Annotated in this window: 20 protein-coding genes; 10 read left to right on the forward strand and 10 right to left on the reverse strand. The window is 67.9% G+C overall.

Annotation, left to right across the window (positions count from 1 at the left end):
• Positions 1 to 16: 16 nt before the first annotated feature.
• The 4 genes from gyrB to dnaA all read right to left on the reverse strand — a co-directional run bounded on the left by gyrB (position 17) and on the right by dnaA (position 6,934).
• Positions 17 to 2,479, reverse strand: a complete 2,463-nt coding sequence (gyrB, locus tag SLW52_RS08680) for a DNA topoisomerase (ATP-hydrolyzing) subunit B (protein WP_017915838.1) — start codon at positions 2,477 to 2,479, stop codon at positions 17 to 19.
• 112 nt (positions 2,480 to 2,591) lie between these two features.
• The gene (gene recF, locus SLW52_RS08685; protein WP_152237606.1) at positions 2,592 to 3,692 is read right to left on the reverse strand and encodes a DNA replication/repair protein RecF; all 1,101 of its coding nucleotides are present in this window, start codon (positions 3,690 to 3,692) and stop codon (positions 2,592 to 2,594) included.
• 479 nt (positions 3,693 to 4,171) lie between these two features.
• Positions 4,172 to 5,272 carry a DNA polymerase III subunit beta gene (dnaN, locus tag SLW52_RS08690; RefSeq protein WP_017911750.1) on the reverse strand — a complete coding sequence of 367 codons (1,101 nt, stop codon included), beginning with the start codon at positions 5,270 to 5,272 and terminating at the stop codon, positions 4,172 to 4,174.
• 321 nt (positions 5,273 to 5,593) lie between these two features.
• Positions 5,594 to 6,934 (reverse strand): chromosomal replication initiator protein DnaA, encoded by a 1,341-nt coding sequence (gene dnaA, locus SLW52_RS08695; RefSeq protein ID WP_026144198.1) that lies wholly within the window; start codon positions 6,932 to 6,934, stop codon positions 5,594 to 5,596.
• 261 nt (positions 6,935 to 7,195) lie between these two features.
• Here dnaA and rpmH point away from each other — a divergent pair, with 261 nt between their 5' ends.
• From rpmH to mnmE, 5 genes are all read left to right on the forward strand, one after another.
• Complete coding sequence (gene rpmH / locus SLW52_RS08700; protein ID WP_003469983.1) at positions 7,196 to 7,336, forward strand: 50S ribosomal protein L34; 141 nt, start codon at positions 7,196 to 7,198, stop codon at positions 7,334 to 7,336.
• A gap of 38 nt (positions 7,337 to 7,374) precedes the next feature.
• Positions 7,375 to 7,812: a ribonuclease P protein component gene (gene rnpA, locus SLW52_RS08705; protein WP_267084863.1), complete on the forward strand. Its 438-nt coding sequence runs from the start codon at positions 7,375 to 7,377 to the stop codon at positions 7,810 to 7,812.
• Between the two features lie 18 nt (positions 7,813 to 7,830).
• On the forward strand, positions 7,831 to 9,561 hold the full coding sequence (gene yidC / locus SLW52_RS08710; RefSeq protein WP_320740011.1) for a membrane protein insertase YidC: 1,731 nt from the start codon (positions 7,831 to 7,833) through the stop codon (positions 9,559 to 9,561).
• Between the two features lie 101 nt (positions 9,562 to 9,662).
• The gene (locus SLW52_RS08715; protein ID WP_295948373.1) at positions 9,663 to 12,404 is read left to right on the forward strand and encodes a tetratricopeptide repeat protein; all 2,742 of its coding nucleotides are present in this window, start codon (positions 9,663 to 9,665) and stop codon (positions 12,402 to 12,404) included.
• A gap of 32 nt (positions 12,405 to 12,436) precedes the next feature.
• Entirely contained in the window at positions 12,437 to 13,780 is a 1,344-nt protein-coding gene (mnmE, locus tag SLW52_RS08720; RefSeq protein ID WP_320740012.1) for a tRNA uridine-5-carboxymethylaminomethyl(34) synthesis GTPase MnmE, read from the forward strand.
• A 27-nt stretch (positions 13,781 to 13,807) separates the two neighbouring features.
• Here mnmE and SLW52_RS08725 read toward each other — a convergent pair whose 3' ends face one another.
• Positions 13,808 to 14,713: an NAD(P)H-binding protein gene (locus SLW52_RS08725; protein WP_320740014.1), complete on the reverse strand. Its 906-nt coding sequence runs from the start codon at positions 14,711 to 14,713 to the stop codon at positions 13,808 to 13,810.
• Between the two features lie 133 nt (positions 14,714 to 14,846).
• On the opposite strand from SLW52_RS08725, the gene SLW52_RS08730 reads away from it, so the two are divergent.
• Positions 14,847 to 15,299: a helix-turn-helix domain-containing protein gene (locus SLW52_RS08730; RefSeq protein ID WP_267093186.1), complete on the forward strand. Its 453-nt coding sequence runs from the start codon at positions 14,847 to 14,849 to the stop codon at positions 15,297 to 15,299.
• Positions 15,300 to 15,421: 122 nt separating this feature from the next.
• On the opposite strand, the gene SLW52_RS08735 is transcribed toward SLW52_RS08730, so the two are convergent.
• Positions 15,422 to 16,264, reverse strand: coding sequence for an ATP-binding cassette domain-containing protein (locus SLW52_RS08735; protein ID WP_295948392.1), 843 nt, complete (start codon positions 16,262 to 16,264; stop codon positions 15,422 to 15,424).
• A 135-nt stretch (positions 16,265 to 16,399) separates the two neighbouring features.
• On the opposite strand from SLW52_RS08735, the gene SLW52_RS08740 reads away from it, so the two are divergent.
• Positions 16,400 to 17,596, forward strand: a complete 1,197-nt coding sequence (locus SLW52_RS08740) for a fatty acid desaturase (protein ID WP_017907974.1) — start codon at positions 16,400 to 16,402, stop codon at positions 17,594 to 17,596.
• The gene (locus SLW52_RS08745; RefSeq protein WP_267121633.1) at positions 17,593 to 18,000 is read left to right on the forward strand and encodes an EF-hand domain-containing protein; all 408 of its coding nucleotides are present in this window, start codon (positions 17,593 to 17,595) and stop codon (positions 17,998 to 18,000) included. Before SLW52_RS08740 ends, SLW52_RS08745 begins: the two co-directional genes overlap by 4 nt.
• Here SLW52_RS08745 and SLW52_RS08750 read toward each other — a convergent pair.
• Genes SLW52_RS08750 through SLW52_RS08760 form a run of 3 tightly spaced genes read right to left on the reverse strand, consistent with a single transcriptional unit; the run spans position 17,966 to position 19,701 of the window.
• Positions 17,966 to 18,268 carry a hypothetical protein gene (locus SLW52_RS08750; protein WP_320740016.1) on the reverse strand — a complete coding sequence of 101 codons (303 nt, stop codon included), beginning with the start codon at positions 18,266 to 18,268 and terminating at the stop codon, positions 17,966 to 17,968. The two genes, SLW52_RS08745 and SLW52_RS08750, sit on opposite strands and share 35 nt — an antisense overlap.
• 7 nt (positions 18,269 to 18,275) lie before the next feature.
• A complete protein-coding gene (locus SLW52_RS08755; protein ID WP_026143416.1) occupies positions 18,276 to 19,289 on the reverse strand; it encodes a DUF4034 domain-containing protein in 1,014 nt (337 codons plus the stop codon).
• Between the two features lie 4 nt (positions 19,290 to 19,293).
• The gene (locus SLW52_RS08760; protein WP_017915271.1) at positions 19,294 to 19,701 is read right to left on the reverse strand and encodes a hypothetical protein; all 408 of its coding nucleotides are present in this window, start codon (positions 19,699 to 19,701) and stop codon (positions 19,294 to 19,296) included.
• Between the two features lie 385 nt (positions 19,702 to 20,086).
• On the opposite strand from SLW52_RS08760, the gene mutM reads away from it, so the two are divergent.
• Both mutM and SLW52_RS08770 read left to right on the forward strand, forming a co-directional pair.
• Complete coding sequence (mutM, locus tag SLW52_RS08765) at positions 20,087 to 20,899, forward strand: bifunctional DNA-formamidopyrimidine glycosylase/DNA-(apurinic or apyrimidinic site) lyase (RefSeq protein ID WP_320740018.1); 813 nt, start codon at positions 20,087 to 20,089, stop codon at positions 20,897 to 20,899.
• A 408-nt stretch (positions 20,900 to 21,307) separates the two neighbouring features.
• On the forward strand, positions 21,308 to 22,912 hold the full coding sequence (locus SLW52_RS08770; RefSeq protein WP_039726155.1) for a glucan biosynthesis protein D: 1,605 nt from the start codon (positions 21,308 to 21,310) through the stop codon (positions 22,910 to 22,912).
• A 203-nt stretch (positions 22,913 to 23,115) separates the two neighbouring features.
• Here SLW52_RS08770 and SLW52_RS08775 read toward each other — a convergent pair whose 3' ends face one another.
• A complete protein-coding gene (locus SLW52_RS08775) occupies positions 23,116 to 23,880 on the reverse strand; it encodes a sel1 repeat family protein (RefSeq protein WP_017912190.1) in 765 nt (254 codons plus the stop codon).
• Positions 23,881 to 24,038: the final 158 nt, after the last annotated feature.

Below are 24,038 nucleotides of genomic sequence, written 5' to 3' on the forward strand. Positions count from 1 at the left end.
GCGGGGACCGCCAGGGTCAGATATCGAGGTTGGCGACCTTCAGCGCGTTTTCTTCGATGAAGTCGCGGCGCGGTTCGACCACGTCGCCCATCAGCGTGCTGAAGATCTGGTCGGCGGCGACCGCGTCCTCGATGCGCACCTGCAGCAGGCGACGCGTATCCGGGTTCACCGTGGTCTCCCACAGCTGCTCGGCGTTCATTTCGCCCAGGCCCTTGAAGCGCTGGATCTGGCGGCCCTTCTTGGCCTCCTCGAACAGCCAGGCGTAGGCCTGGGCGAAGCTGGTGATGGCCTGGGTCTTGTTGCCGCGCACGATCTGCGCGCCCTCGCGCACCAGCCCATGCAACTCCCGCGCGATCTCGCGCAGCGGCCGCAGCTCGCCGCTCTCGAACACCGCCATCGGCACCACATAGGTGGTCTCCTCGCCCATGTGCCGGCGCTCCACCAGCAGGGTGGCCGGGCGCTGCGCGTTGGACGCCTGGAAACGCAGGCTATAGCGCGCCGAGCCCAGGCTGCCGCGATTGAGCACCGCCTGCAGCGCGTCCAGGCTCGGATGCGTCTCGCCCTCGCTCTCGAGCTGGGCCACGTCCAGCGGCGGCAGGTCGATCAGCGCGCTCAGCAGCGCCGGGTCGTAGCGGTGCGCATTGCGCGCCACCGCCTCGTTGGCGCTGGCGAACAGCAGCAGCAGCTTCTCCAGCGCCGCGCCGGTGATCGGTGGCTCGTTGCTGGCCGGGACCAGCGCCGCGCCTTCGACCGCGCTGCTGGCCAGGTAGGCGTTGAGCGCGTTGTCGTCCTTCAGGTACAGCTCCTGCTTGCCCTGCTTGAGCCGATACAGCGGCGGCAGGCCGATGTAGACGTAGCCGCGCTCGATCAGCTCCGGCATCTGCCGGTAGAAGAAGGTCAGCAGCAGGGTGCGGATGTGCGCGCCGTCGACGTCGGCGTCGGTCATGATGATGATGCGGTGGTAGCGCAGCTTGTCCGGGTTGTACTCGTCGCGGCCGATGCCGGTGCCCAGCGCGGTGATCAGCGTGCCGACCTGGTCGGAGGACAGCATGCGGTCGAAGCGCGCGCGCTCGACGTTGAGGATCTTGCCGCGCAGCGGCAGCACCGCCTGGTTCTTGCGATTACGGCCTTGCTTGGCCGAGCCGCCTGCCGAGTCGCCCTCGACGATGAACAGCTCCGACAGCGCCGGATCCTTTTCCTGGCAATCGGCCAGCTTGCCGGGCAGGCCGGCGATGTCCAGCGCGCCCTTGCGGCGGGTCAGGTCTCTTGCCTTGCGCGCGGCCTCACGGGCGCGGGCGGCATCGACGATCTTGCCGGCGATGGCCTTGGCCTCGTTGGGGTTCTCCTGCAGGAACTCCTCCAGGCGTGCGCCGAAGGCGTTCTCCACCGCCGGGCGCACGTCGGAGCTGACCAGCTTCTCCTTGGTCTGGCTGGAGAAGCTGGGGTCCGGCACCTTCACCGACAGCACCGCGATCATGCCTTCGCGCATGTCGTCGCCGGTCAGGTTGATCTTGGCCTGCTTGGCGATGCCGTTCTGCTCGATGTAGGTGTTGAGCACGCGGGTCAGCGCGCCGCGGAAGCCGGCCAGGTGGGTGCCGCCGTCCTTCTGCGGGATGTTGTTGGTGAAGCAGTACATCGTCTCCTGGTAGGAGTCGGTCCACTGCAGCGCCACGTCCACGGTGATGCCGTTGTGCTCGCCGGTGACCGAGATCACGTTCGGGTGCAGCGGGGTCTTCAGCTGCGCGAGGTGCTCGACGAAGCTGCGGATGCCGCCCTCGTAGTGGAAGTCGTCGCGGCGCCCCTCGCCGCGCTCGTCGGCGAGCACAATCTTGACCCCGGAATTGAGGAAGGACAGCTCGCGCAGGCGCCGGGCCAGGATGTCGTAGTGGAACTCCACGTTGTTGTGGAAGGCCACCACCGACGGCCAGAAGCGTACGGTGGTACCGCGCTGGGTGGTCTCGCCGAGCTTGACCAGCGGCGCGACGGCCGCGCCGTTGCTGAATTCCTGCTGGTAGTGCGAGCCGCCCTGGAACACGTCCAGCAGCAGCTTCTCCGACAGCGCGTTGACCACGCTGACGCCCACGCCGTGCAGGCCGCCGGACACCTTGTAGCTGTTGTCGTCGAACTTGCCGCCGGCGTGCAGGACGGTCATCACCACTTCGGCGGCGGAGACCTCACGGCCGAGCTTGGCGCTCATCTGCGCGTGCTTGCCGACTGGGATGCCGCGGCCATTGTCCGACACCGAGACCGAACCATCGGCGTGGATCGTCACCGCGACGTGGTCGGCATGCCCGGCCAGGGCTTCGTCGATGGAGTTGTCGACGACCTCGAACACCATGTGATGCAGACCGGTGCCGTCATGGACGTCGCCGATGTACATGCCGGGCCGCTTGCGGACCGCCTCCAGGCCTTCCAGGGCGGTGATGCTGTTGGCGTCGTAGTTGCCGTTGCTGGGCGGGGTGTTCTGTTCGTCGGTCATGCGGGTGCCGTAGGCTCCACGAGGCGGCGAAGACAGGCCGGGGCCGGTTCGCGCCGCTGGATAGGGGATTGGCGGAAATTATAGCAGCCCGGGCCGCCGGACCCGCGGCGGCCTAGGAAACGGCCAGGATCTGGCCATGTTCCACGTGGAACCGGGCGATCGGCAGGCTGGCGTCGGCCAGCGCCTGCGGGGTCTCGGTGGCAGTGACGAAGACCTGCGCCGGCCCGGCACGCAGGCGCTCAAGCACCCGGGCCTGGTGGTGGCGGTCCAGCTCCGAGCCCAGATCGTCCAAGGCGATCACCGGCCATTCGCCGCGCTGCTCGGCGTAGTCCTCGGCCTGCGCCAGCAGGCAGGCCAGGGCGGTGAGCTTGGCCTGGCCGCGGGAGAGCGCATCACGGCCGGGAATCTCGGCAAAGCTGAGGCTCCAGTCGGCCCGGTGCGGACCGGCAGAGGTATAGCCGAGCTGCCGGTCGCGTTCGCGGTTGAGCAGTAGCGCGTCGGCCAGCGACACCTCCTGGCGGCGCCAGCCGGGCGCGAACTGCAGATGTGAGATACCCAGCGCTGGCGCCAGATCCGGGGCGAGGGCGAGCAGACGCTGAAGCAGGCGGTCCAGGTAGTCCTGGCGGCGCGAGGTCAACGGCTCACCAGACTCGGCGAGCTCGTGATCCCAGGCATCCAGCGCCGCGCCGCTGCCGCCGCTCTTGAGCAACGCATTGCGCTGCTTGAGCGCGCGGGCGTAGCGCCGCCACAGGGACAGGAAATCAGGTTCCACGTGGAACAAACCCCAGTCGACGAAGCGGCGGCGGGGCTCGCCGCCACCGCTGACCAGCAGGTGGCTGCCCGGCTCGAAGGTCACCACCGCCAGCGCAGCACACAGGGTGCCGAGGTGGGCAACGTCCTGGCCGTCGAGGCGGCCACGCCATTCCTGGCCGCTGTGGCGCAGTCCGGCGCGGCGCCGGCGTGTAGTGCCGACCTCAGCCGACTGCTCCTGCCATTCGACGAAGACGTCCAGCGCGTCCTGGCCCTGGCTGACCAGCCCATCGCGCACGCGACCACGGAAGCTGCGGCCATACGCCATCAGGTGCATCGCCTCGAGCACCGTGGTCTTGCCGGCGCCATTGTCGCCGGTGATCAGGTTCAGTCCAGGCGCGGGCGCCAGCTCGAGCGCCGCGAACCGGCGCAGGTGGTGGAAGTCGAGGCGGGAGACGTGCATGCGGGGATAGAGGCGAAGGCGCTCGCACCGGGCGCACGCAGATCGGGGCTTGGGGTAGGGCGGCAGCATACCCAAAACGGCTGATGGGCGCTGTCAGGACGGCCGCGCTCGGGAAACTGGCAGCGCTGCGTGCCAGCAACCTCCGCATCATTGGGATGACGGACTCCCGCGGGACGGTGGAGGCGTGGGTAAGAGGGTCGGCCAGGCGACCACAGGCACGTTGTCTTGCCGCACGGTCTCCTGGCGCTTCGATAATGGTGTGATCCCGCCGAGGTGCCGGAGCCCGTCTCTTTGCAGACACAGTCACGGCCGATGCGTTTTGGCCGGGTAATGCAAGGGTGCAAGCTGCGCGGGCCTCCCGTGGCAACGGATCCCTCTCAGTGCGGGAGCGTTGATCTTGGAGCCCAACAAAAAGAAAACCCGGCACGAAGGCCGGGTCGCTTTCGCACGTGTTCCACGTGGAACACGAACGGGAACCGTCAGAGACGCAGCGGCATCACCACGTGACGGGAGCGGGCGCTGCTGGCTTCGCGCACCAGTGCCGACGAGTTGGCGTCGCGCAGCTGGATCACCACGAACTCCTCGCGCAGCGCGGACAGGGCGTCGAGCAGGTAGTTCACGTTGAAGCCGATCGCCAGGTCGCTGACCTTGGTGTCCGCTTCCACTTCTTCCTGCGCTTCTTCCTGTTCCGGGTTATGCGCGCTGATCTTCAGCTGGCCCGGCGAGACTTCCACGCGCACGCCGCGGTACTTCTCGTTGGACAGGATCGCCGCACGCTGCAGCGCTGCGCGCAGGATCTCGCGATCCAGCTTGACCTCGCGGTCGGCACCGATCGGGATCACCGCTTCGTAATCGGGGAAGCGACCGTCGATCAGCTTGGAGGTAAAGGTGACATCGTCGCGCTTGACCCGCACATGTGCCCGGCCGACTTCCAGCTCGACTTCGCGCTCGCCGCCTTCCAGCAGGCGCTGCAGCTCGGTCACGCCCTTGCGCGGCACGATGATCTGGCGCTTGGCGCCGCCGGCGTTCTCCAGCTCGGTCTCGCACAGCGCCAGGCGATGGCCATCGGTGGCCACGCAGCGCAGGGTCTGGTCGCGCAGGTCGAACAGCAGGCCGTTGAGGTAATAGCGCACGTCCTGCTGCGCCATCGCGAACGCGGTGCGCTCGATCAGTTCCTTCAATGCCGCTTCCGGAACGACCACGCGCTCGGTGGCTTCCACTTCGTCGACCGAGGGGAAGTCGTTGGCGGGCAGCGTGGCCAGGGTGAAGCGGCTGCGCCCGGCCTGCACGGTGATCTTGTCGCCGGACTGGGACACGGTGACCTTGCTGCCGTCGGGCAGGGCACGCACGATCTCGAACAGCTTGCGAGCCGGGATCGTGGTTTCGCCGTCCTGGGCATCGTCGACCGCAATGCGCGAGACCATTTCCACTTCCAGATCGGTACCGGTCAGCGACAGCTGGCCGCCCTGCACCTGCACCAGGAAGTTGGCCAGAACCGGCAAGGTCTGGCGGCGTTCGACCACATTGACGACTTGCGCCAATGGCTTGAGGAAGGCTTCGCGCTGCAGTGTGAAACGCATGTGGTTCCGTGCCCCTATGCTTTAAAAGATGTGGAATAAATCAAAAGCTTGGTGGTGATGGTAGAGCGAAATTCGGTGCAAATGTAGCTCAAACCACTGAAAACAAAAGATTTTTATCGCCCTCAATCCCGTGTACTACTGTCCCGGAACTGGTGGGGAAACCTGTGGATAGTTTTGCCGTCGCCGCCGCGTCGCGCTTTATCCACAGTTTCTCCCGGATTTGTCGCGAAGTCATGCACCGATTTATCACGTGGCTCCAGGTGACCGCCGAACGCACACGCTGCGCGTGTGGATCGGCGTGTCGCCCTGTCCTCTCCGGGCTCACTCGCTGAGCTTGCGGATCAGCTTGTCCCAGTCTTCGCGGAGCTTGCCGTCGGTTTCCATCAGGTGCTTGATCTGCCGGCAGGCGTGCAACACGGTGGTGTGGTCGCGCCCGGCGAACGCATCGCCGATCTCCGGCAGGCTGTGTTCGGTCAGTTCCTTGGTCAGCGCCATCGCCACCTGGCGCGGCCGCGCCAGCGAGCGCGTGCGCCGCTTGGACAGCAGATCCTTGATCTGCAGGCCGTAGTAGTCGGCCACGGTCTTCTGGATGTTGGGGATGCCGATCGCCTGCTGCTGCGCACGGAGCAGGTCGCGCAGGGTTTCCTGGGCGAATTCGGTGGTGATCGCGCGGCCGGTGAAGTTGGCGCGCGCCGCCAGCGTGTTGAGCGCGCCTTCCAGGTCGCGCACGTTCGAGCGCATCTTCTTGGCGATCAGGAACGCCACGTCGTCGGGGATCTCCGCGCCGCGCTCGCGCGCCTTGGCCAGCACGATCGCCGCGCGGGTCTCGAAATCGGGCGGATCGATCGCCACCGACAGGCCCCAGGCCAGGCGCGACTTCAGCCGCGGCTCCAGGCCCTCGACCTCGCGCGGGTAGCGGTCGCAGGTCAGGATGATCTGCTGACGGCCGTCGAACAGCGCGTTGAAGGTGTGGAAGAACTCTTCCTGGGTGCGGTCCTTGCCGGCGAAGAACTGGATATCGTCGATCAGCAGCGCGTCCACCTGCTGGAACTGGCGCTTGAACTGGTCCATGGTCTTGTCCTGCAGCGCACGGATCATCGCGCTGAAGAACTGTTCCGAGCGCAGGTACATCACCCGCGCGTTCGGGTTCTGCTCGCGCATGGCGTTGCCGGCGGCGAACATCAGGTGGGTCTTGCCCAGGCCGGTGCCGCCGTACAGCAGCAGCGGGTTGTGCGCGCGGTCGCCGGGCTTCTGCGCGGCCTGCACCGCCGCGGCCAGGCCGAGCTGGTTGCTGCGGCCTTCGACGAAGTTGGCGAAGGTGTAGTGCGAATCGAGGTTGCCGGCGAACGGCTCCAGCAACGGCGGCGCCGGCGTGCGTGCGGCCGCGGTCTCGCTGGGCGGGGCGGCCGCCGGTTCCGGCGCGCGCGGACGCGAGCCGACCTGCAGCAGCACCTCGCCGCTGCCGGCGAAATAGGTCAGCAGTTCGCGGATACGCGGCAGGTAGCGCTCGCGCACCTGCTCGACGATGAAGGCGTTCGGGGCGTACAGCACCATGCTGTTGTCATGGCGCTGTTCGGCTTGCAGCGGTTTCAACCAAGTGTGAACGTCCTCGGCTGGAAATTCGGCTTCCAGACGTTCCAGGCAACGGGGCCAAGCATCCATCAGATCTAAATTCGTCGATAGACCGGGCATGAAGGGCGCGCTCGGGCGCGGCGCATTCGGCCGGTGGGAGAGGAAAGCGGATGGATCAGACTACCACCGGCGCGCAGGGTCGGGAATGGTTTTCCCACGGCTATTCACAGATCCATCCACAGGCCTGGCGTGGCCGGCCTGTGCCGTCGTCAATACAGGGAGTTGACCGCGGCGTGAGTGGTCCTATAGAATTTCCGGTTCTTTCCGCCCCATTCAGATCAGAGCGCCCCGATGGCCACCAAGCGCACCTTCCAGCCCAGCAACCTCAAGCGCAAGCGCGACCACGGCTTCCGTGCCCGTATGGCCACCGCCGACGGCCGCAAGATCCTGGCCCGTCGCCGCGCCAAGGGCCGCAAGCGCCTGAGCGCTTGATTGCTTCGCCGCCCCAGGCGGCGCCTGCAATCCGGACCGTGAATCATCCCGACCCGCGTAGGCGATTTCCTCGCTCTGCGCGGGTTCGCACGTCTGCGGAATACCGCGTCGTGTTCGATGCCGCGCGCCGCTGTTCCGAGCCGCTGATGAGCCTGCACTGGCGCAGTGCGCCGCACCCGGCGCGGCTGGGTCTGGCGGTGTCGCGCAAGGTCGACAAGCGCGCGGTCGTGCGCAATCGCATCAAGCGCGTGCTGCGCGAGGCCACGCGGCAGCTGTTGCCGTGGCTGAAACACGGCGACTACGTGGTGGTGGCGCGCAGCGCCGCCGCCCAGGCCAGCGGCGAGCAGTTGCGCCAGGCCTATCTGCGCCTGCTGCGTCGCGCCGGCGCATTGCCGGCCCCGGCCGCGGACGGCACAATGCCGCCGCCCGATCGTCCTTCTTCCCCCACATCCACGTCAGAACCTGCTTCTGGCTGAGCCGAGCTTGCCTGTCCGATGAACCAGACCCGCCTTTTCCTGATTTTCGCCTGGCTGATGGTCGCGGCGCTGTTGTGGATGGAGTGGAACAAGGAACACGCGCCGAACGCCACCGCGGCGACGGTCGCGGCAGCGACCACGGTGCCGCCGGCGCAGGACGCCGATGCCGGCGCCACGCATGCCCCGGCCGTTCCGCAGGCCACGGTGCCCGGCACCGCGCCGGCCAGCACCACGCCCGAGACCGCCGCGGCCAGCGCCGCGCCGCGGGTCACCGTCACCACCGACGTGCTGCGCCTGACCCTGGACGGCCGCAGCGTGTTCGACGCCGATCTGTTGCTGTTCCCGCAGACCAAGCAGCCCGGCAGCCCGCCGGTGCAGCTGCTGACCGAGGACGCGGCGCATCCGTACACCGCCACCAGCGGCTGGGTCGGCGAGCACAACTCGCCGTCGCCGGGCCCGGCGGGCTTCCGCCCCGAACACCCGGGCCAGGAGTACGTGCTGGCCAAGGGCCAGGACAGCCTGCAGGTGCCGTTCGTGTGGAACGGTCCGGACGGCGTGACCATCCGCCGCGTGTACACCCTGCAGCGCGGCCATTACGCCGTGCAGGTGCGCGACGAGGTCGTCAACCACGGCAGCAAGCCGTGGCAGGGTTACGTGTTCCGCAAGCTGAGCCGGGTGCCGACCATCGTCAGCCGCGGCATGACCAACCCGGATTCCTTCAGCTTCAACGGCGCCACCTGGTTCAGCCCGGCCGACGGCTACCAGCGTCGTGCGTTCAAGGACTACCTGGAAGACGGCCCGCTCAACCAGACCATCTCCGGCGGCTGGATCGCGCTGCTGCAGCACCACTTCTTCACCGGCTGGATTCCGCAGGCCGACCAGCAGGCGCTGTACGTGCTGTCCAACGACGGCCCGCGGCATGTGATCGAAGCACGCGGCCCGGGCTTCACCGTGGCGCCGGGCGCCAGCGCCAGCACCGAGGCGCGGCTGTGGGTCGGCCCGAAGCTGGTCAGCCAGATCGCCAAGGAGAACGTGCGCGGCCTCGACCGCGTGGTCGACTACAGCCGCTTCTCGCTGATGGCGCTGCTCGGCCAGGGCCTGTTCTGGATCCTCAGCCACCTGCACAGCCTGCTCGGCAACTGGGGCTGGTCGATCGTCGGCCTGGTGGTGCTGCTGAAGCTGATGCTGTATCCGCTGTCGGCCGCGCAGTACAAGAGCATGGCCAAGATGCGCAAGTTCCAGCCGCGCATCCAGCAGCTCAAGGAGCGCTACGGCGACGACAAGCAGAAGTTCCAGACGGCGATGATGGAGCTGTACAAGAAGGAGAAGATCAACCCGATGGGCGGCTGCCTGCCGGTGCTGATCCAGATGCCGATCTTCTTCGCCCTGTACTGGGTGCTGGTGGAGTCGGTGGAACTGCGCCAGGCGCCGTGGTTCGCCTGGATCCAGGACCTGACCGCGCGCGATCCCTACTTCATCCTGCCGGTGATCAACGTGGCGGTGATGTGGCTGACGCAGAAGCTGACGCCGTCGCCGGGCATGGATCCGGTGCAGGCCAAGATGATGCAGTTCATGCCGCTGGTGTTCGGCGTGATGATGGCCTTCGTGCCGTCCGGTCTGGTGCTGTACTGGGTCACCAACGGTTCGCTGGGTCTGCTGCAGCAGTGGTGGATGACCAAGCGCCACGGCGAACCGGCCACTGCCGGTGGTGGCGGCAGCGGCAAGCCGCCGGCCAAGGCCAAGAAGTAAACCCGACAACGCCCGCCCTCCGGCGGGCGTTGCGCATGCGGCCGGGGAAGGCGCCGGCGTCTGCGTTCTTCCCGTAGCGCCTTGCTCGCGAGTCCGTGGTCATGCGCAAGCGCCGTCGTCCGTTGTCGTCGTCCGTGGTCATGATCGGCCTGCTCGCCTTGGCCCTGGCCGCGTGCCAGCGCACGCCTGCCGATAGCGCGGCCACGCCGTCCAAGCCCGCGCCATCGTCGCCGGCGATCGCCATTCCAGGCTCTCCCGCATTGCAGGCCCAGGCGACGACGCTGCTGCAAGGCCTGCAGGCGCAGCTGGCGGCGCAGCGCAAGATCATCGTGTTGCTGGCCGACGAGGCCAAGCAGTCGCAGGCCGACCGACAGACCTCCAGCAGCGTCGGCCAGCAGCTGTTCCACGAGGGCCTGGAGCGCCGCGAGACGCTGGCCAAGCAATTCGATGCGCTGCTGGCGCTGCCCGACCCGCAGCGCTTCGCCGCGGTCGGCAGCCTGCTGGACTACGTCGAATCGGCGCCGGACCTGTACGACGCCGACCGCCTGGCATTCCGCGAGATTCTCGCCGACTGGCAGGTGCGCATCGGCAAGGACTCCTCGCTGCCGGCGATCAAGCTGCACCAGCGCATCGGCGAAGACCTGGAAGCGCTCGACGAGATCGAACGCACCTACAACCGCGAGATCACCGCAATCTTCAGCCGCTTCGATCGCACCCGCGCGATCGTGCAGAAGCGCGAGAAGTGGGAGGACTATGTCGCCCACCTGGGCACGCTGTACACGCGCGAGGCGATCCTGCGCGACTACGGCGTGATCACCCCGTACCCGATGTCGATGAAGGACAGCGACCGCGAGGTGTTCGGCCGCGACCTGCCGCCGAAGACCGTGGTGCTGAGTTTCGACGACGGCCCGCATCGCGAATACACCGACGAGATCGTGGCCATCCTCAAGCGCTACGACGTGCCGGCCACGTTCTTCGAAGTCGGCCGCAACCTGGGCAAGCTGGAGCCGGATGGCAAGGTCGATCTGTCGCCGCTGGCCAGCGTCAGCCGCAGCCTGATGGAGCAGGGCTACACCGTCGGCAACCACAGCCTGACCCACGCGCAGCTGTCCAAGGAAACCGGCGCCGCGCTGCGCAGCCAGATCCTCGACACCGACCGCATGCTGCGCGCGGTCGATGCCAAGCGTGCGCCGCTGTTCCGCTTTCCCTACGGCGCGCGCAACGCCGAGGGCATGCAGATCCTCGGCGAGGCTGGCCTGAAGTCGGTGATGTGGAACGTGGATTCGCTGGACTGGGCCGACCCGGTGCCGGAGTCGATCGTACAGCGCGTGCTCGAGCAGGTCGGCCGCGAGCAGCGCGGCATCCTGCTGTTCCACGACATCCACGAACGCACGGTCAAGGCGTTGCCGCAGATCCTGGACCGACTCAGCGCCGACGGTTACCAGTTCGCCGCGTGGAACGGGCGCGACTTCAGCGTGGCGCGCGCCGCCAGCAACGCTGCCGCGCCGGCGGTGACCAGCGGCTACGACAAGTCGTGGGCCATCGTCATCGGCATCGACGACTACGCGCACTGGCCCAAGCTGCAGTACGCGGCCAACGATGCGCAGGCCATCGCGCAGACGCTCACCGGCAGCTTCGGCTTCCCGTCGTCGCAGGTGATCGTGCTGAAGAACCAGGAAGCCACCCGCAACAATATCCTCGCCGCCTTCCACGATCGCCTCGCACACGGCGGCGTCGGCAAGAACGACCGCGTGTTCGTGTTCTTCGCCGGCCACGGTGCGACCCGCAAGTTGGCCTCCGGGCGCGACCTCGGCTACATCGTGCCCGCCGACTCGGACCCGGCGCAGTTCGCCACCGACGCGATCCCGATGACCGAGATCCAGGACATCGCCGAAAGTCTGGAAGCCAAGCACGTGCTGTTCGTGATGGACGCGTGCTACAGCGGCCTGGGCCTGACCCGCGGCGGCGGTACCAGCGCCTACCTGCGCGAGAACGCGCGGCGTATCGCCCGGCAGATGCTCACCGCCGGCGGCGCCGACCAGCAGGTCGCCGACAGCGGCCCCAATGGCCATTCGGTATTCACCTGGGTGCTGTTGCAGGCGCTGTCGGGCAAGGCCGACCTCAATGGCGATGGTCTGATCACCGGCACCGAGCTGGCCGCCTACGTGGCGCCGGCGGTGTCGAGCATCTCGCAGCAGACGCCCGCGTTCGGCAGCCTGCCCGGTTCGCAGGGCGGCGAGTTCGTGCTGCAGGTACCGGAGGGCGAAGAATTCCTCACCGCCAGCACCCAGCAACTGTCCTCGGCGGCGATCGCGATGAACGACCGCGTCGATGCGGCCGCGCCCGCATCGACCGCGACCCCGAACGCCGGCGCCAGCAGCGCCGACGCACCGCCCGCTGCGTCCAAGCCGGCGGTGGTGGTCAAGGACCTGCAGGGCGGCGAGCGACCGCTGGCGGTGCCGGCCGCGGCCGGCCCGGTGTCCGACCGCCAGCGTGCGCAGCGCGCCAACGACCGCGGCCTGCAGCTGTACAAGGAGAAGCGCTACGACGAGGCCGAAGCGCAGTTCACCGAGGCGCTGAAGCTGCGCCCGGACTTCGCGCTGGCGGCCAACAACCTGGGCTTCATCTACTATCGCCAGGGCAAGTACGCGCAGGCCGTGCGCTGGCTGGAGAACACGCTGAAGATCGATCCCTCGCGCGCGGTGGCCTACGTCAACCTGGGCGACGCCTACCGCCAGCTCGGCGATGCGGCCAAGGCCAAGCGCGCGTTCCAGACCTATCTGGAGCTGCAACCCAACGGGGCGTCGGCCGCCTACGTCCGCGGCCAGCTGCAAACGCTGTGATCCATCGCGCCGCCGAACCTGTCGCCTTCGCCATGCCGCCTTCCGCCACCGAGACCATCGCCGCCATCGCCACCGCTCCCGGCGCGGGTGGCGTCGGCGTGGTGCGCGTGTCCGGTCCGGCGGCGGCGGCCATCGCCGAGGGGCTGGGCCTGGGCACGTTGGTGCCGCGCAGCGCGCGCTACGCGCGTTTTCGCGACGCGCACGGCGAGATCGTGGACGACGGCATCGCGCTGTGGTTTCCGGCGCCGCGCAGCTTCACCGGCGAGGACGTGCTGGAACTGCAGGCGCATGGCAGTCCGGTGCTGCTGCGGCACCTGGTGGCGCGCTGCTGCGAACTCGGCGCGCGGCCGGCACGCCCGGGCGAGTTCAGCGAGCGCGCCTTCCTCAACCGCAAGCTCGACCTGGCCCAGGCCGAGGCGATCGCCGACCTGATCGCCGCCGGCGACTTGCGTGCGGCGCGCGCCGCACGGCGCTCGCTGGACGGGGTGTTTTCGCGGCGCGTCGACGATCTGGCCGAACAACTGATCCGCCTGCGCATCCACATCGAAGCGGCGATCGATTTCGCCGACGAGGCATTGGACACGCTGGGCGGTGCGCAGGTGCGCGCCGGCCTGGCGCAGGCGCGCACGGATCTGACGCAGTTGCGTGCCGACGCCGAACGCGGCCGGCGCCTGCGCGATGGCCTGCACGCGGTGCTGGTCGGCCCGCCCAATGCCGGCAAGAGTTCGCTGCTCAATGCGCTGGCCGGCAGCGATCGCGCCATCGTCACCGACATCGCCGGCACCACCCGCGACACCTTGCACGAGACCGTGCGCCTGGACGGCGTGGAACTGACCCTGGTCGACACCGCCGGGCTGCGCGAGGGCGGCGATGCGATCGAGCGCGAGGGCATGCGCCGCGCGCGCCAGGAACTGCAGCGTGCCGACCTGGCGCTGATCGTGCTCGACGCGCGCGAGGCCGAGGCTGGCCGTGCCGCGATCGCCGACGCCATCGCCGATGTGCCGCAGCGCCTGTGGATCCACAACAAAAGCGACCTGCTCGCTGCCGTGCCCGCCGCCAGCGCCGAGCGCGTCTACGTTTCCGCCGCTACCGGCAGCGGGCTGGAGCAGTTGCACGCGCAGTTGCGCGTGATCGCCGGTGCCGCGGCCGGCGAGGGCAGCGACGGCGAGTTCTCCGCGCGCGCCCGCCATGTCGACGCGCTGCAGCGTGCCGCGACGCATGCCGACGCGGCGGCGGTCGAACTGCAGCACGAACGCCTGGAACTGGCCGCCGAAGAGCTGCGCCTGGCCCATGCCGCGCTCGGCGAGATCGTCGGCACGCTCAGCGCCGACGATCTGCTCGGGCGGATCTTCTCCAGTTTCTGCATCGGCAAGTAGCGCGCATCCGCGCGCCGTCGAGTTCGCTTACGGCTTCAACGCCGCCAGCTGCGCGCGCTGCTCCTGCAGCCACTGTTCGAACGGCAGCGGTGCCTGCCCGGTCAGCGCCTGGTAGTCGCCGGTGACGGTGGCGACGCGGCCGGCGGCGGTGTTGGTGTCGAACGAGGCGTAGATGCGCGCGACCGGCTCGGGCAGGCCGGCGCCGACCATGCCCTGCACCAGGCCTTCGACCGGTACCGGCACGACCTGGATTTGCACCTCCAGCACTTGCGCGACCTGCGCGGCGATCTCGGCGGTGGTGTAGGCGCGCGCGCCGCTGAGGGTGAGCGTGCGCTTGCCGTCGCCGCCGGCCAGGGCGACCGCGGCGGCGCGGGCCAGGTCGTCGCGCGCGATATGGGCGATGCCGCCGTCGCCGGCCGCGCTGTACCACTGGCCCGAGGCCAGCACCGACGGCAGGCTCATGAACAGGTTTTCGAAGTACCAGTGGTTGCGCAGCACGGTCCAGGCGGGCAGGGCGCTGGCGGCCAGGCTGTCCTCGGTGCCGGCGTGATCCGTGGCCAGCAGCAGCGGCGAGTCGTGCGGTTCCGGGCAGGAGGTGTAGACCAGTTGGCCGACGCCGGCACGCTCGGCGGCGGCGATCGCGGCCTGGTGCTGCTGCAAGCGGTGGCCGGGGCGGTCCAGCGCGTCGGTGCTGATCAGCAGCACGCGGCCGGCGCCACGGAATGCGGTGTCGAGCGAAGCGGCGTCGTCGAAATCGCCGTGGCGCACGGCCACGCCGCGCGCGGCCCAGGCGGCCAGGCGCTCGGGCTGGCGGGTCATCGCCACCACCCGCGCCGGCGCCACCTTGAGGGTGTCGAGCAGGTGCGCGAGCACGCGCTGGCCGAACTGGCCGCCGGCGCCAGTGACGAGCAGGGAATCGGAAGATGCGGACATGACGGGTCTCCTGAGGAAGGGCGGCGTCGCAGGACGCCATGGTCTGGAAAAGGAACCTGGTCTATCCTAGAGACCTTGGCCGACCTGTAAAGACGGCACTTTTTCCGCCCCTGCTTACCCCGAGGTAACCACCATGGACACCGTCGTACCGCCGGTCGCCGCCTGCGACGCGCTGTTGAGCCAGCAGTTGCAGGACTACCAGCGTGCCGGCATGGCCATCGACCAGTGCCCGGTGCGCGACGTGCTGGCGCAGATCGGCGACAAGTGGAGCACCCTGTTCGTGATGCTGCTGGCCGAACGCCCGCACCGCTTCGGCGAACTGCGCCGCGCGGTGCCGGACATCTCCCAGCGCATGCTGACCCAGACCCTGCGCGACCTGCAGCGCGAAGGGCTGGTCGCCCGCGAGGTGCTGCCGACCGTGCCGCCCGGCGTGGAGTACCGGCTCACCCCACTGGGGCACTCGTTGAGCGTGGTGCTGGCACCGCTGGTGCGCTGGGCTGCCGATCACCACGCGCAGATCCGTGGCGCGCGCGCCGCGTTCGAGGCCGATGCACCGGCGCGGGCGGTGGGCGCCGCGTACGGTTGACGCGTCCCGTACGAGCGGCTTTACCGAGAACGCCCGGTCGCGGCGGAAGCCGCTCCTTACGGACATTCCCGCATTACCCGCAACCCCGACGGCCCCAAACGCCCGAATTCGGCAACCGCGGATCAGCTCTCCGCAACCACCCGCGCGCTGTAGCTGTCGCCGTCGCGCTGCACCCGTACCGGTCCGCCGAACACCGCCGACAACGGCGCATCGGCCAGCAGTTCCTCGCGCGCGCCGTCGGCGTACACCTGGCCCTCGCGCAACAGGATCACCCGTGCGATTTCCGGCACGATCTCTTCGATGTGGTGGGTGACCAGCACCAGGGTGATGCCCTGACGGGCGAGGTCGCGCATCGTCGCCAGCAAGTGCTCGCGCGCGACCAGGTCCAGGCCGGTACTGGGTTCGTCCAGCAGCAGCGCCTGCGGCCGATTGACCAGGGCGCGCGCGATCAGCACGCGTCGGGTCTCGCCGGCTGACAGTTCGGCGTAGGGCCGCCGCAACAGCGGCAACGCGTGCGCCGCCTGCAGCGCCTCGCGCGCGCGGCCGCGCATCGCATCGGTGACCTCGCGGTGCGGCGGCACCACGTAGCTGGCGAAGAACCCGGACAGCACCGCGCTTTCCACGTCCAGCCCGGGCATGTCGGCGAGATTGACGCTGAGGTCGCCGGTGACGATGCCCAACTGGCTGCGCAGCCGGTCCACCTGCCAGCGGCTCTGGCCGAGCACCCGCACCGCCGGCTCCTCGCCGACGCGCGCCAGCGGATACAGCTCGCGGGTGATGAGCTTGATGAACGAGGATTTGCCGCAGCCGTTCGGGCCGAGGATCGCGGTGTGCTGGCCGAGCGCGATGCGCAGGCTCAGCGAATGCAGCACGCGGACCTGGCCGCGGACGACGCTGGCGCGATCGAGTTCGATCAACGGCGCGGCCGCTGGCACGGGGGTTGCTTGGGAAGAGGCGGCTGACATGGAACCGAAACCGTTCTGTGATCGGAAGCGCTTGGCGGCTGAATACCATACGCGAGCGCCTGGTGAAGTTTGCGCCCGCAACCCCCATCATGTCGTCATCCCCTCACGCCGTCCTACGCTCTGGAGCTTCTGGCAATGTTCGACGCGATCCTCGACTTCCTCGGCAACGGCCTGCTCGGCGTCGGCTGGTGGGGCATGCTGGCCGTGCTGCTGCTGTTCACCCAGCTCACCATCTTCGCGGTGACGCTGTATCTGCACCGCAGTCAGGCGCATCGCGGCGTGGACTTCCATCCGCTGCTGTCGCACTTCTTCCGCTTCTGGACCTGGTTCACCACCTCGATGATCACCAAGGAGTGGGTGGCGATCCATCGCAAGCACCACGCCAAGGTGGAGACCGAGGAAGACCCCCACAGCCCGCAGACCAAGGGCATCGCCCGCGTGTTCTGGCGCGGCGTGGAGCTTTACCGCGAAGCGCGCACCCAGCGCGGCGACATCGAGCAGTACGGCAAGGGCGCGCCGGACGACTGGATCGAGCGGCACCTGTATACCCCGTACGCGAACCTGGGGCCGGTGGCGCTGTTCGCGGTCAACTTCGCGCTGTTCGGCCTGCCCGGCATCGCGCTGTGGGCGCTGCAGATGGCGTGGATCCCGTTCTGGGCCGCCGGCGTGATCAACGGCCTGGGCCACTGGTGGGGCTACCGCAACTTCGAGTCCGCCGACACCTCGACCAACCTGACCCCGTGGGCGCTGTGGATCGGTGGCGAAGAACTGCACAACAACCACCATGCCTTCCCGAGCTCGGCGCGTTTCTCGATGCGCCGTTGGGAACTGGACATCGGCTGGATCGCGATCCGCGCGCTGGCCGCGCTGCGCCTGGCCAAGATCCTGCGCGTGGCGCCGACCCTGGACGTGCGCCCGAACATCGCCGTGCCCGACGCCGACACCCTGCGCGCGCTGCTGTCGCATCGCTTCCAGGCGATGACCGATTACCAGCGCAACGTGTTCAAGCCCGCGCTCAAGGAAGAAGCCGCCCAGGCCGGCGCCAAGCTGCGCAAGCTGCTGCCGCGGCGCCTGCGCAAGGGCCTGGTCGACGATGGCCGCTGGCTCAAGCCCGACGCGCGCGAACAGCTGCAGCACTGGGTGGCGCAGCGGCCGCGCATGCGCACGCTGGTCGAGCATCGCGCCCGCCTGGCGGCCCTGCTCGAAGCGCGCACCCACGATGCCAGCGAGCGTCTCAAGCACCTGCAGGCCTGGTGTCACGACGCCGAAGCCAGCGGCATCGCCGCGCTGCAGGCCTACGCCGCACGACTGAAGGGCTACGCCCTGGCATGAGCCGCGGCGCACCGCATATCCCGTCGCACGAACGCCGCCTTGCGCGGCGTTCGTCGTTACTGGCCGGACTGACGCTGCGCATCGCCTGCGCCCTGTTTGCCGGCGGTATCGTCAGCGCCCACGCGCAGGCGATCGACAGCACCACCAGCTACCTGCAGCGCATGGACCGCGATGGCGACGGCCGCGTCAGCCTGGACGAATACCTGGCCTGGATGAGCTATGCCTTCGACGCGCGCGACCTCGATCATGACGGCGTGCTCAGCCCCGCCGAATTGCCCGGCGGCCGCGGCCCGCCGATCACCCGCGCACAGCACCTGGCCACCCTGACCGCCCGCTTCCGCAAGCAGGACACCAACGGCGACGGCTACCTCAGCGCGCGGGAGTTGGCGGCGCCGCCGCAGTAGGGGACGCCGATCCGGCGGGTGCTGTGCTCGCCGATTCCGGGGCTGGCGCTGCGGTGTCCGGCGCCGAGGCGAGTCTGCGAGCAGAAACCAGGTGCAGCCGCGCCACGGAAAGAAAGGCAATGGCGGTCGTATGCATCTGAAGGCTGACCATCACCCAGGCGAGCAAGCAATACATCGCCGCAAGCTTGCGGTGCATGGACGGCAGCATGGTGATGGCTTTTATCCGCATCAGCGCGACGTCGCCTCGCGATCCGGGATCCAAAGACATTCGCGCATCAGGTGACGCCCTCCAAGACCCAGGCCTTGCAGCGCTGGAAATTCTCTTCCCCTTTCCAGACCTCGGTATAGGTGGGTCCGCGCACGCGTTCGATCAGTTCCAGGGCTTTCTCCCGATCGCGCGCCAGGCAGGCGAAGCGGGCAAAATTCTGCAAATTCCATTCGTCCGCATAGACTTTGAGCACGTCGTCGATGCCAGCGCGCATGGTCGACCAGCGCGCCAGCGATTCGGTGAACAAGCGTTCGTCATAGATCGATTGCGAGGCGTACCAATAGATGCGTGCGTACAGTCCCTGGCCTTCCCGCTCACGTGTGCGCTCCATCGCCATCCTGGCGAAGCGTTCGATGTCGACCGCACTGCCTCCCCACTTGGGCGAATAGAACTCGATCGCCTGAAAGTAGATTTCGTAGTATTCCGGGTACCGGGTCATCCCTTCATTGATCAAGGCTTGGAACCGCGCATCGTCCCATTGCTGCGCCTTGGCTACCGCCTCCATCTTGATGTACCACTCCGGATCCAATGAGGCGATCTGCTTATTGTCCTCAAGATAGCGCCTGGTCGCCTCGATTCCCTCTCTGAACGGCGCCCAGTCTTCTGCGCGTACCGTGTTCGCATAGCCGCCGCCGCGGCGATGCCATGCACGCCTGGCCAAGACTTCCGCATAGGCAAGCCGAGCGGTGGGAGACTTCGGATACGTCTTTACCCATTGTTCGGCGATGTGCTCCTTTTCAGCCAATGTCGCCTTGTCGTACGACGCGAGCAAATAAAAGCGATTGATTCCGCCATGCAGCACGCTCAACTTCCACACGCCGCTGGACGTCCTTGCCTGTTTTGTTCGGTATAGCGCTGCTAGTTGCTCAAGCGCCGCGAGGTCACCCTGCATCATGGCCTTGGTGGTGCTATCCAGAATGGCTGTGCGTTCCTGGATCTCTTCAGCAACCACACGGGTTGGCAATGCTGATGCGGCAAAAAACAGCAGAAAAATCACTAGGCGATGCAGCTTCCTTTGCATGCAATCAATCTCCTTGAAAAGAGGCTTGCTTTCGCGATGGCGCTTCGCTGTTGGACCAATGCTTACCTGTTTTCGCCCAAGCCAAGTAGGTCATGCCGATCTCCAACAACTGCCACCCCCAATAAGCATTCCCTGCATGCGCATTCATCACAGATACGACGAAGTGAATGGCAATCAACGCCGGCGCGGCTAGGAAAATTGCAACAAAGAAATGGGGCCATGTCCGGGCTGCGCGAATCGCGGACGCGAGGTACACGCACAGCGTGATCCCAGGGAAGAAGATCAGATAGCGCAGATAGTCCCCCGCGTCGTACTGATCAAGGAGATGCCGGTTGGCGAAAAAGGTATTCAATCCAGCCAGGAAAAACAGTGCGAATGACATAAACACTGGCACCCATTTGATGAACTTCATGCTTCACCTGCGGCCGCTATCAGCGACGCCGTAGAACGCATGGCGACCGGGTAGGCCGCAGTGGGCGCAGCGGGGAAAAGTCTGCGGAATGCCCGATTCTGGGCAGATGGCCTCAGCCGCGAGTTGGGCGGTAGAGCGAACGGAAATACCACGTTGCGCATCCGACAATCCTTGTCATCACTGAGGCCGATGCTAGTCGAGACCCGTGCCGCTGGCAATCGAGGGCCGGCTGTGGCCATCGCAATGAACCATCCGACGAAACTTGTGCGCATGCACCCACTTCGATGTGCGTCTGTCTGGAGGCGATGCATCCAACGCTGGAAAACGCCCCTAATGATAGAGTTGGTAGCTCCTAGTTCCCGCCCGACCGCTACGGCCGCGTTCCATGCCCGAACTCCCCGAAGTCGAAACCACCCGGCGCGGTCTGGAGCCGCATCTGTCGGGGCGGCACATCCATGGGGTGATCCTGCGGCGGCCGGATCTGCGTTGGCCGATTCCCCCCGAGGTGGCCGAGCGGTTGCCGGGGCAGCGCATCGACGGCATTCGCCGGCGCGCGAAATACTTGTTGCTGGATACCGCGGTCGGCAGTGCGCTGTTGCATCTGGGCATGTCCGGCAGCTTGCGCGTGCTGCCGGGCGACACGCCGCCGCGGGCGCACGACCACGTCGACATCAGTCTGGAAGACGGGCGCGTGCTGCGCTTCAACGACCCGCGCCGGTTCGGCTGCCTGCTGTGGCAGGCGCCGGGGGAGACCCATCCGCTGCTCGCCGAGCTGGGGCCGGAGCCGCTGTCGGATGCGTTCGACGGCGATCATCTGTTCCGGCTCAGCCGCGGCCGCACCGCGCCGGTCAAAACCTTCCTGATGGATCAGCGCATCGTGGTCGGGGTGGGCAACATCTACGCGGCAGAGAGTCTGTTCCAGGCGGGCATCAGTCCGCTGCGCGAGGCCGGCGACGTCTCGCGTGCCCGTTACGCACGCCTGGCCGAGGCAGCCAAGGCGATCCTCGGCTATGCGATCCAGCGCGGCGGCACGACGTTGCGCGATTTCATCAGCCCGGATGGGGCGCCGGGCTACTTCGAGCAGGAGCTGTCGGTCTACGGCCGCGAGGGCGAGGCCTGCAAGCGCTGCGGGCGCACGCTGCGCCACGCCAGCATCGGCCAACGCGCCAGCGTCTGGTGTGGCCACTGCCAGCGCTGAGCAACGAACGCGATCGCGCTGCATGCACCGACGAAGGCGGTCCGGCGTCCGCAGGGATACCGCCAGCACCGCGCTTCTTGTCTTGCAGCGTCTCGGCACGATGGGCCGTCGCGACCGCAAGCGCGATTCAGCCGCGACGGGCATCACCTGTAACGCGTCGGCTCAAGCGCACATGTCGCTGGGCTTCTCGGTGGGCCTTGTCGCGTCGTTAGCGGCTCCCGAAGAGGCCTTGCCCACTCGGGCATAGCGACGCCGATGTGGTCGGGTTGGCAACTGTCTCGGCCGGGGCCCGCCCGCCCACCTCCAGCACGTCTGCGTTCGGGGCTCGCACCCACGGGCACCATCCCTCACCGCCACCTTCGGCGCCGCTTGTCTATGATGGGCGTCCTTTTCCGTTTCGATCCGGCCATGCAACGACGCGATTTCCTCAAGAACGCCGCCGCCGCCTTCGCCGCCATGGGCTTGCCGGCGATGCCGATGCTCGGCCAGGCGGCCCCTGCGGTGGGCCTGCGCCGCCTGGGCAAGCCGCAACCGTTCGACTACGCCTGGCTCAAGGGCCACGCGCGGGCCATGGCCGATGCGCCGTACCAGAGCCACAAGCGGGCGCTGCCGGCGCCGGTGGAGGGCTTGACCTGGGACCAGTACCAGTCGATCCGCTACCGCCAGGATCACGCACTGTGGGCGGCCGAGCAGGGTCCGAAGTTCCAGGCCAAGTTCTTCCACCTGGGGCTGTACTTCAAGACGCCGGTGCACATGTTCGACCTGGTCGACGGGCAGGCGCAGGAACTGGCCTACGACAGCGCGGCGTTCGATTACGGCAGCAGCGGGCTGAAGGGCAAGCCGCTGCCGAAGGAACTGGGCTTCGCCGGTTTCCGCCTCAACACCAAGCAGGACACCGAGCGCGACTTCGCCGCGTTCCTCGGCGCCAGCTACTTCCGTGCGGTCGGCAAGGAGGGCCAGTACGGTCAGTCGGCGCGCGGGTTGGCGATCGATACCGGCACCGGCGGCCCGGAGGAATTCCCGGACTTCATCGCCTACTGGCTGGAGCAGCCCAAGGCCGGCTCGGACACGGTGGTGGTGTACGCGCTGCTGGATTCGCCCAGTGTGGCCGGTGCCTACCGCTTCGCGATCACCAATGGCGACGTACTGCTGATGGACATCGACAGCGCGCTTTATCCGCGCAAGACCATCGAGCGCCTGGGCCTGGGGCCGTGCACCAGCATGTACCAGGTGGGCGAGAACGACCGCCGCATGGATTGGGACTGGCGCCCTGAGATCCACGACACCGACGGCCTGGCGATGTGGACCGGCGGCGGCGAGTGGATCTGGCGGCCGCTGTGCAATCCGCCGCACCTGCGCTTCAACATGTTCGTCGACGAGAACCCGCGCGGTTTCGGCCTGCTGCAGCGCGACCGCAACTTCGATCATTACCAGGACGACGGCGTGTTCTACGAGAAGCGCCCATGCCTGTGGGTGGAGCCGAAGCAGGGCTGGGGCAAGGGCTCGGTGCAACTGGTGGAGATCCCCACCGTCGACGAGACCTTCGACAACATCGTCGCGTTCTGGAATCCGCAGGACAAGCCGCAGCCCGGCCAGGAGCTGCTGTTCGGCTACCGCCTGTACTGGGGCGCACAGGCGCCGGCGTCCTCGCCGCTGGCGCACTGCGTGGCCACGCGTACCGGCCTGGGCGGCGTGGTCGGGCAGAAGCGGCATTACTTCTCGTGGCGCTTCGCGGTGGATTTCGTCGGCGGCGAACTGGCCAAGCTGGGCAAGGAGAAGGACGCCAAGGTCGAGGCGGTGCTGCAGCTCAACCGCGGCCGCACCGAGATCGTTTCGGCGCGGCCGTTGCACGAGATTTCCGGCTACCGCGCGATGTTCGACGTGGTGCCGCCGGACGACGGCACCGAGCAGATCGACATCCGCCTGTACCTGCGCAGCGGCGAGCGCCCGCTGACCGAGACCTGGCTTTACCAGTGGACGCCGCCGCCGGCGGCCGAGCGCAAGTTGTACTGAGCCGCGAAGCGCTCGGCGCCGGCCGGCATCGGGCGCTCGTTGGATGGGGCGGTTGCGCGGGTGTTTAAGTCCCGACGCAGTCGGGGGTGCGAGTGCGGTGCGCCTCGCGCGTCGCGGCTGAGCCACTCCCACAGGGGCGCACAGGCCCGGCACTGAGCTGCTGTGGGAGGGACTTCAGTCCCGACGCGGGAATGGCTCCGCGTTCAGTGCTTGCCCGGCTCCTGCGGCGGCGTTGGCGGTGCGCCTTCCGTGCTGATGTCCTCGACATCGCCGATGTCGACCCGGCCCGGGGTGCGGCCGTCCCACACCTGGTCCTGCAGCTTCCAGTACGCGCTCGGTTCCCAGAACTGCTTGGCGTAGAACACCTCCGGATCGATGCTGCCGCCACGCGGGCCGTTGATCGACAGCGGGCCGGCCGCGCCGGAGTGGCCGAGCAGGCCGCCGGTGCTGCGCATCGCTTCGCGCCGCAGGACCGCTTCCTGGCGCGGCTTGGCGACCTGATCGCCGTAGTCGGCGAGCATCGACTTGTCGAGCTTGGCCGCGCGCTTGCGCTCGTCCGGAGTCAGCTGGTTCCAGTACTCCATCTTGCGCGCGCCGAACTGGTCGTAGCCGCGCTCGGCGGCCAGCGCCATCCACAGGAAGCCCATCGTATGGTCGGCGGCGCCGCCCTGGCCTTCCCAGTACATCTCGCCCAACCGCGCCTGCGACGGCTTGTCGGCATAGCGTGCGGCCAGTTGGTACTGCTTCCTGGCCTCGGCGTACTCGCCCTTCTTGTCGGCGCGGATACCGGCGCGGCGATAGAACAGGTCCAGGTGCGCCTCAAGGAAGCCGTCGGTGAGCACCTGCGCCGGGATGTCCTGGAAGGTGTGGTCGCCCGGGGCCGCAGCGGCGGGGCCAGGCAGGGCGAGCAGCAGGGCACAGGCCAGTGCGGTGCCGCTGCCGGCAAAAAATCCTTTGAACGAAAGCATGTTCCTCATCCCATGAGTGCGATCGGCGCGATTCTAGGCATGCCGCCTGGGCGCGCTCCATAGACTGATGGCATAGGCACGGGCGCCTGCGCGGCAATCGTCAGCGGCGGTTCATCGCGGTCCGATCCGACGCACCAGTGCGGTGCGTCGCGCGTTGC

It is taken from the genome of Xanthomonas sp. LF02-5 (assembly GCF_034105325.1).
GTDB lineage: Bacteria > Pseudomonadota > Gammaproteobacteria > Xanthomonadales > Xanthomonadaceae > Xanthomonas_A > Xanthomonas_A sontii.